The following is an 8,203-nucleotide window of genomic DNA, read 5'->3' as shown; positions in this document are numbered from 1 at the left end:
TCACCATGAAGAAGATCATCAGCAGCCCGTGCGCGGTGACGATCGCGTTCCAGGTCTGGCCCGAGGTGATCAGCGTGTTGTTCGGATGCATCAACTGCATCCGCATGATTTCCGACAGCACCCCGCCTTCGATCCCGGCGATGATCGCCCAGGTGATGTAGAGCGTGCCGATATCCTTGTGGTTCGTGCTCATCAGCCAGCGGCGGACGAACCCCGGATAATGGGCGTCATGCGCATGGGCGGCGTGGGCGTGATCGTGCGAGGCGGCGGTGGACATGGTCATATTCTCCTAGGCACGATGATTAATGGGTAACGGACGGCGGCGCGGCAGCGCTCGCGAGCGTCACCCCCGGCCGCGCGGCGGCCTTCGCCTTTGCCGCCTGCTCCGCCAGCACTTCATATTTATGCACCTTCGGCACGTTGCCTTGCGCCGCGTCCTTCTTGGCCTCGGCGAGCCAAGCCTGGAACTGCTTCATCGGCAGCGCGACGACCTCGATCGGCATGTCGTCGTGGTTCATGCCGCAAATCTGGTTGCATTCGCCATAATAAACCCCCGGTGCGTCGATTTGAGTCCACTGGTGCCAGATCTGGCCGGGAATCGCATAGCGCTGCACACCGAGCGAGGGGATGAAGAAACTGTGCAGCACATCCTTGCTGGTGATCTGGAACACCACTTTCTTGCCGGCCGGCAGCACCAGCGGATGGTCGGCGGAAAGCTGGCGGATCTCGCCCGGCTTCAACTGGTTCGGCGGAATCGCGTAGGAGGTGAAATCGACTCCCTTGGCGCCGAGATAGTCGTATTCCCAGAACCATTGATGGCCGATCACCCGCACCGTCATGTAGCGGTGCTTATAGTTGGATTGCTGATAGATCATGTTGAGCGAGGGCACGAAAATCACGATCAGCAGCAGCGCGGGCACCACCGTCCACAGCACCTCGATCACCGTATTGTGCGTGGTGGTGGTCGGCACCGGGTGCCGGGAGGCGTGGAACCGCACCATCACGATGCCGAGCAGCACGCCGACCAGCGCGACCACGCCGAACATGATCCACAGCACGAACTGCATCATCCAGTCGATGGCCTTCTGGATCGGGCTCGCCGCCGGCTGGAACCACCACTCCCACGGGCGCGGCGCATGGATCGGAAACCCGGCGCTGTTCTTCGGAAATTCGGCGGCGAGTGCCGGATGCGCCGCCGCGACGAGCGCCGCCGCACCAAGGCCGAAAATCAAAAACCCATGAGATCGCTTCATCAATATCGCCGCTTCCGTGTCGTTTTCCGTGTGATCGTGGTCAGGGTCCGCGCGGCCGGATCATTACACGGGGGACACGCGTATTCCAAAACACCGATATAACAGGCTCGCCGCCCGATCAAGGCGCGAATGCGCGACTGGCCGGGCCGGTCAGTCCGCCCGGTGGTTCACCAGGGAAACCAGGCGGAACAGGCCGAGCGGGCGCATTTTCTCGACCGCCAGACCCTGCGCCTCCTCGGGCGGCAGCAGCCGGTCGATGGTGAAATCCGGGTGCCAGCCCAGCGCGCGCGACGCCGGCGCCATCGCCCGTTCGATCCAGGCCACCGGCCCGGACTCCATGGCGAAATGATTGACGAACAGAATGGTGCCGCCCGGCCGCACCACGCGCCTGAGTTCCCGCGCCAGCGCGCGCGGATGCGGCACCACCGAGGCGACGAACATCGCCACCGCGATGTCGAATCGGCCATCCTCGAACCCGGTATCCTCGGCATCGAGTTCGAGCAGTTGCTCGACATGGGACAACCCCTGCCTGCGCACCCGCGCATGGGCGCGGTCGAGCATTTCGGCGGAAAGATCGATGCCGGTAATCCGCTTCGCGCGCTGATACAGCGGCAGCGCGAGCCCGGTGCCGACGCCCACCTCCAGCACCGCATCGCCCGGCGCCGCATTGACCGCCGCCACTGCGGCACGCCGCGCGGGTGCCGAGATCGCGCCGAACGCCGCATCGTAGATGCCGGCCCAGCGGCGATAGGCCGCACGCACCGCATCGGCGTCGAGGCTGCCATGCGATGTCCGGGTTTCGGCCTGAGCCGTCTTGTAGGTCTCGCTCATGAACGCGTCGGTCCCCCGAGGCCGGCCTGCCCGATGGCCGTATCCGTTATGGCAGATATGCCCTCACGAGCGCGTGGGCACTCAGCCGTTGTGGGGGACGATGCCGCCGGACGCAAGAGGTAACCCACAAATCGCCGGCAGAACGCTGCGCACTCCCGGACAAAATCCCGGTCCCACGACCGTCATTGCTTCGGCCGCGCCCCACAATACGATCCCTTCGATCAAATCAGGGCAACCCCATCACACGAGCAATCCAGCGCTCCGGCATCACGGAACGGGAAGTACGAAATCTATTCTCGCGTCTGCACATTATCAAACCGCGGCGAGTGCAGCCGCGCGAAGGCCCCGCGCAGCGCCTCGGCCAGATCGCGCCGCTCCGCCTCGCCCAGATCGGCCCCCACGATATGCCGCGCATCCCGGTTCACGATGGTGACGATCGGGTTGCTTCCGGCATTCTCCTCGATCTGCACCCGCAGCCACGCCGGCGCCATCGTCACCACGCTGCGCCGCCCGCGCGGCGTCGTCCGGGTGATCGTCAATCCATCATTGGTCAGCAGAATCACCTCGGAGGCCCGCGCCGCCCGCATATTCATCGCGTAGAGCGTGATCGCCAGGATCAGATCGGCGCCGTTGAACCCGATCACCGGAAACGCGCCGAGCACATACATCAGGCTGGTCACCAGCAGCGATCCCGCCGCCATCAGCCCGAACACGACGAACATGCCGCGCCGGCCCATGCTCCGATACGGCGTCAGCACCGCCTGGAAAATCGGCGGCGCGGCGATGGCGTGCTCGATCGTCTCGGCCATGATCCTATTTTTGCTCCCGATCGCCGCTCCGCAAGGGAAAACATCCCTTGCCAATAGCCCCGCCGGTCCGCACAACCACGGAATGAGCGATACCGGAACGAAACAGCCGAAACGGATGAAACGCGCGGATATCGCGCCCTTCCTTCGCGCGATCAGCGCCGGCAACCCCACCCCGCGTACCGAACTGGTCTATTCGACCCCCTTCACCCTCCTGGTCGCGGTCGTTCTCTCCGCCCAGGCCACCGACGCCGCGGTCAACAAAGCCACACCATCGCTGTTCGCCGAAGCCTCCGACCCGGATTCGATGGCCAAACTCGGCGCCGACGGCATCGCCCGGCACATCCGCTCCATCGGCCTTTGGCAGGCCAAGGCGAAAAACCTCGCCGCCCTGTCCCATCTCCTGATCCAGCGCCACGGCGGCGACGTGCCGCCCGACCGTGACGCTCTCGAAGCCCTGCCCGGCGTCGGCCGCAAAACCGCCAATGTGGTGCTCAACGAAATCTTCGGTCATCCGACCATGGCGGTCGATACCCACATCTTCCGCCTCGGCAACCGCACCGGAATCGCCCCCGGCAAAACCGTCCGGCAGGTGGAAGACGGCTTGATCGCCCGCATCCCCAAGGACATGCTGCGTCCCGCGCATCACTGGCTGATCCTGCACGGCCGCTACCTCTGCAAAGCGCGCAAACCCGAATGCTGGCGCTGTCCGGGCGCCGAATGGTGCGTTTTTACCCCGAAAACCCAACCGCCGATCACCCAAGGGCAGGTACCATGACCGAGACCGCACAGAACTACCGGCTGGCGAAATCCCTCGGCCTCATCGCCATCGTCGCCTCCGCCGTCACCCAGGAATACGGCGCCGGAATCAATTTCGTGGTCACCCAGAGCATCGGCGTCTATCCCGCCATCGGCGATCTCGTGCCGCTTGCCATGTTCGTCACCGGCATCGTCATCTTTCTCAAGGTCGATCTCTATGCCCGCTTCTCGCGGGCCATGCCGCGCGCCGGCTCCTCCTATGTCTGGACCGTGCGCGCGCTGAACCTGCCGCTCGGCTTCATCCTGCATTTCGTCTGGTGGGCGAGCATCACCGCCGCGATGGGCTTCATCGCCTTCGCCTTCGGCACCTTCCTCGGTAACGCCCTGATCTCGGCCGGCATCCCGGCGGGCCATACCATCCTCACCAGACCGGGCCACGTCCTCATCGGCCTCGCCGCGATCTGGATCGTCTATTCCGTCCACGTCGCCGGCGTGCGCGACTACGGCCGCTTCGTCACCCTGCTTCTCATCCTCGTCGCCCTTGCCGCACTCGCCGTCTGCATCGTCGGATTTTCCACCGCCCCGGCCGATTTCATCCGCGCCGCCGTGTCCCGCACCGGCATCGCCATCGCCGCCCCCATCCACCCGATGCCGTTCAGCCCGCACGCCTTCCTCGCGGTCTGCACCCTGTTCATCTTCGCCTATGGCGGATTATCCGCCGCCCCCGCGCTCTCCGGCGAAACACGGGACGCCAGCACCACCATGCCGCGCGGCATCGTGCTCGCCTGGATCGCCTCGGTGGTTCTGTTCACCCTGGTTGCCGCCGCCCTGTTCCACGCCGTGCCCTGGTGGGCAGCAGCCGCGCTGATCCACGGCAAACACGCCGCGCTGGTCACCGCACCCGGCATCATCGGCCTCGTCGCGCCGCACGCGCTCGCCGCCGCCCTCGGCCTCGTCATCGCCCTGATCGTCGGCAAGACCCTGGCGCCGCAGATGGTCGTCACCTCCCGCATGGTGTTCGCCTGGGCGGAAGACGGGCTGATCCCCGCCATCTTCGTCAACACCTCGCGCCGCCGCGCGCCGGTCGCCGCCCTCACCCTCACCGCCATCCTCGCCTCGCTGTTTCTGCTTCAAGCCACCTATATCGGCTGGGCCTTCGGCGTGGTGGACCGCTCGATCACCATTCTCCTCGTCTGGCTCGCCGTTGCCGTTGCCGCCCTGAATTTGCGTCTCAACCCGCGCTTCGCGGCCACCTCGTGGGCGCAACCCTTCCGCACCAACCCCCTCGTCACCCCGGTCGCCATTCTCTCGATCATCGTCACCGTCACTCTGATCCGCTCGGTGATCGTCCTTCCGCACGCGCCGATCTACGTGCAGCCCCTATTCCAGGGCGCCGTCATGGCCGCCATCGGCGCCGCACTCTATCTCCGCGCCAAACTCGCCAACCCAACCCTGTCCATCGCCACCGCAACCCTCCCCCTCGAATGACCGCCCCTTTCGCATCGTACCCCGACGCCATATACGATCCACCATGCGGACCGGCCTTTCCTTCGTGAAGATGCACGGCGCGGGCAACGACTTCGTCGTGCTCGATACCCGCACCCATGCCCTCGCGCTCACCCAGGCCCAGGCCACCCGCCTGGCCGACCGCCGCATCGGCGTCGGCTGCGACCAGATCATCCTGATCGAGCCCGACGATACCGCCGACGCCTTCATGCGCATCCTGAATGCCGACGGCTCGGAATCCGGTGCCTGCGGCAACGCGACGCGCTGCGTCGCCGCCCTGCTCGCCGCCGAAACCGGCACCCGCTCGCTCACCATCCGCACCAATGCCGGACCGCTTCCCGCCGTCATCAAGGGTCCGAATGTGGTCGAGGTCGACATGGGCAAGCCGCGCCTGGACTGGGATGAAATCCCACTTTCCGAACCGATGGACACGCTTTTTCTCCGCCTCGCCATGGGGCCGGTGGAAAATCCCGCCGCCTGCTCGATGGGTAATCCCCATGCCACCTTCTTCGTCGACGATCTGAAAAACCTGCCCCTCGCAACCATCGGCCCCGCCCTGGAACTCGCGCGGATTTTCCCCGAGCGCGCCAATATCGGCTTCGCGAAAATCGAAGCGCCAGATCGTATCCGCCTGCGTGTCTGGGAACGCGGCGCCGGTCTCACCCTCGCCTGCGGTTCCGGCGCCTGCGCCGCGCTGGTCAACGCGCATCGCCGTGGCCTCGCATCCCGCCGCGCCGAGATCGAGATGGATGGCGGCATCCTCACCATCACCTGGCGCGAAACCGACGGCCACGTCCTGATGGAAGGCCCGGTCGCCACCGTATTCGAAGGTCATCTCTCGCCTGAACTGCTACCGGCATGACTCTCGACATTCTCACCTTCGGATGCCGGCTCAACGCCTTCGAGAGCGAGGTGATGCGCGGCCACGCCGAAGCCGCCGGCATCGACAACGCCGTCATCGTCAATACCTGCGCGGTCACTGCCGAGGCCGAGCGCCAGGCCCGTCAGGCGGTCCGCCGCGCCCATCGCGCCAATCCCGGCGCCGACATCATCGTCACCGGCTGCGCCGCGCAGATCGATCCCGCCCCCTGGTCCAAGATCCCCGGCGTCACCCGTGTCCTCGGCAATGTCGAAAAACTCGACCAAGCCGCCTGGACATCCGCTTCCCCCCTTCTGGTCGCCGACATCATGCAGGTCCGCCAGACCGCATCCCACCTGATCGACGGGTTCGGCACCCGCGCGCGCGCCTTTATCGAGGTGCAGCAAGGCTGCGACCACCGCTGCACCTTCTGCATCATCCCTTATGGACGCGGCCCGTCCCGCTCGATCCCGATGGGCGCCGTTGCCGATCAGGTCCGCGCCCTCGCCGCCAACGGCTTCGCGGAAGTGGTGCTCACCGGCGTCGATCTCACCTCCTACGGCGCCGACCTGCCGGGCACACCCAAACTTGGCCAATTGGTGCGCCGTCTGCTCGCCGCCGTGCCCGAACTGCCGCGCCTGCGCCTGTCCTCGATCGATCCCGCCGAAATCGACGACGATCTCTGGCGGATGATCGCCGAGGAGCCGCGCCTGATGCCGCATCTGCATCTTTCCGCGCAAGCCGGCTCGGACCTGATCCTCAAACGCATGAAGCGCCGCCATCTCCGCCATCACGTCATCGAAGCCGCCGCCCGCGCCCGCGCGCTCCGCCCCGATATCGCGCTCGGCGCCGACCTCATCGCCGGTTTTCCCACCGAAGATGACACGATGTTCGCAGACACGCTGAGCCTGATCGACGAAGCCGGCCTCGATTTCCTCCACGTCTTTCCCTACAGCGCGCGCAACAAAACCCCCGCCGCGCGCATTCCTGCCCTGCCCATGGCCGAACGGCGCGCGCGTGCGGCGCGTTTGCGCGATGCGGGTCAACGCCGCGCCGCCGCACGGTTCCAGGCGGCGATCGACACCACCATCGCCATCCTCGCCGAATCCGAATCCCGTGGTCATGCCGAGGATTTTTCGCCCGTGCGCTTCACCGAACCGGTCACACCAGGGCAAATCGTCACCTGCCGCGTCGCCCGCGCCGACGCATCCGGCCTGATCGCGGGGGCAAAAATCTGACATGGCTCTTGGATTCTTCTCGCGCCTCAAGGCCGGGCTGTCCCGCAGCACGCAGAAACTCACCACCGGCATCGCCGACACGTTCACCAAGCGCAAACTCGACGACGAGGCACTGGAAGAACTCGAAGAACTCCTGATCGCCGCCGATCTCGGCCCCGCCGTCGCCGCGCGCGTCATCAAGGCCTTCCGCCGCACCCGTTTCGGCAAGGATGTCACCGATCCTGAAATCCGCACCTCTCTCGCGGAAGAAATCGCCGAAATCCTAACACCTGTCGCCAAACCGCTCGCCATCGACCGGAGCAGGAAACCCTTCGTCATCCTGATGGTCGGCGTCAATGGTACCGGCAAGACCACCACCATCGGCAAACTCGCCCAATCGTATGTGGAAGCCGGCCTGAAACCGATGCTGGTCGCCGGCGATACGTTCCGCGCCGCCGCCGTCGAGCAACTGCAAATCTGGGGCGAACGCACGCGCGCTCCAGTCGTCACCGGCGCGCCCGCCGCCGATCCCGCCGGCCTCGCCTTCGACGCCCTTGCCCGCGCGGAACGCGACGGAACCGACATCCTCCTCATCGACACCGCCGGCCGCCTGCACAACAAAGCCGCCCTGATGGAGGAACTTCGCAAAATCATCCGCGTCATCCGCAAGCGCGACGAAACCGCGCCCCATGCGGTTCTGCTGACGCTCGACGCCACCACCGGCCAGAACGCCCTCGCCCAGGTCAAGACCTTCAAGGACATGGTCGATCTCACCGGCCTGATCGTCACCAAGCTCGACGGCTCCGCCCGCGCCGGGGTGGTCGTCGCCCTCGCCGAAGCCTTTTCGCTGCCGGTCCATGCGGTCGGCGTCGGCGAAGGGGCGGCCGATCTCCGCCCGTTCGACGCCACTGAGTTCGCCCGCGCCCTCACCGGAGCGACCACCGACTGACGCTATCCATCATGTCCGAAAAT

Annotated in this window: 9 protein-coding genes; 5 read left to right on the top strand and 4 right to left on the bottom strand. The window is 66.0% G+C overall.

Going from position 1 to position 8,203, the window contains the following annotated elements; all coding sequences use genetic code 11:
- The 4 genes from AiwAL_RS11200 to AiwAL_RS11185 all read right to left on the bottom strand — a co-directional run.
- A partial coding sequence (locus tag AiwAL_RS11200; protein ID WP_408851556.1) for a cbb3-type cytochrome c oxidase subunit I occupies positions 1-277 on the bottom strand: 277 nt, incomplete at its 3' end.
- Positions 278-302: 25 nt separating this feature from the next.
- Positions 303-1,253, bottom strand: a complete 951-nt coding sequence (gene coxB, locus AiwAL_RS11195) for a cytochrome c oxidase subunit II (protein ID WP_262312698.1) — start codon at positions 1,251-1,253, stop codon at positions 303-305.
- A gap of 150 nt (positions 1,254-1,403) precedes the next feature.
- Positions 1,404-2,084 (bottom strand): class I SAM-dependent methyltransferase, encoded by a 681-nt coding sequence (locus tag AiwAL_RS11190; protein WP_235704403.1) that lies wholly within the window; start codon positions 2,082-2,084, stop codon positions 1,404-1,406.
- Positions 2,085-2,374: 290 nt separating this feature from the next.
- Positions 2,375-2,893 (bottom strand): DUF2244 domain-containing protein, encoded by a 519-nt coding sequence (locus AiwAL_RS11185; protein ID WP_235704402.1) that lies wholly within the window; start codon positions 2,891-2,893, stop codon positions 2,375-2,377.
- Positions 2,894-2,975: 82 nt separating this feature from the next.
- On the opposite strand from AiwAL_RS11185, the gene nth reads away from it, so the two are divergent.
- Genes nth through ftsY form a run of 5 tightly spaced genes read left to right on the top strand, consistent with a single transcriptional unit; the run spans position 2,976 to position 8,180 of the window.
- Positions 2,976-3,668, top strand: coding sequence for an endonuclease III (gene nth / locus AiwAL_RS11180; protein ID WP_408851553.1), 693 nt, complete (start codon positions 2,976-2,978; stop codon positions 3,666-3,668).
- The gene (locus tag AiwAL_RS11175; protein ID WP_262312697.1) at positions 3,665-5,137 is read left to right on the top strand and encodes an APC family permease; all 1,473 of its coding nucleotides are present in this window, start codon (positions 3,665-3,667) and stop codon (positions 5,135-5,137) included. Before nth ends, AiwAL_RS11175 begins: the two co-directional genes overlap by 4 nt.
- Positions 5,138-5,180: 43 nt before the next feature.
- Positions 5,181-6,017, top strand: a complete 837-nt coding sequence (dapF, locus tag AiwAL_RS11170) for a diaminopimelate epimerase (RefSeq protein WP_262312696.1) — start codon at positions 5,181-5,183, stop codon at positions 6,015-6,017.
- Positions 6,014-7,252, top strand: a complete 1,239-nt coding sequence (mtaB, locus tag AiwAL_RS11165) for a tRNA (N(6)-L-threonylcarbamoyladenosine(37)-C(2))-methylthiotransferase MtaB (protein WP_262312695.1) — start codon at positions 6,014-6,016, stop codon at positions 7,250-7,252. The genes dapF and mtaB overlap by 4 nt, the downstream gene beginning before the upstream one ends.
- A 1-nt stretch (position 7,253) precedes the next feature.
- Positions 7,254-8,180: a signal recognition particle-docking protein FtsY gene (ftsY, locus tag AiwAL_RS11160; RefSeq protein WP_235704397.1), complete on the top strand. Its 927-nt coding sequence runs from the start codon at positions 7,254-7,256 to the stop codon at positions 8,178-8,180.
- Positions 8,181-8,203 lie beyond the last annotated feature (23 nt).

Origin of the sequence: Acidiphilium sp. AL (assembly GCF_025499445.1) — a bacterium.
Taxonomy (GTDB): domain Bacteria; phylum Pseudomonadota; class Alphaproteobacteria; order Acetobacterales; family Acetobacteraceae; genus Acidiphilium; species Acidiphilium iwatense.
Note: the sequence above shows the minus strand (reverse complement) of the source record. Positions and strands in the feature narration are given on the sequence as shown.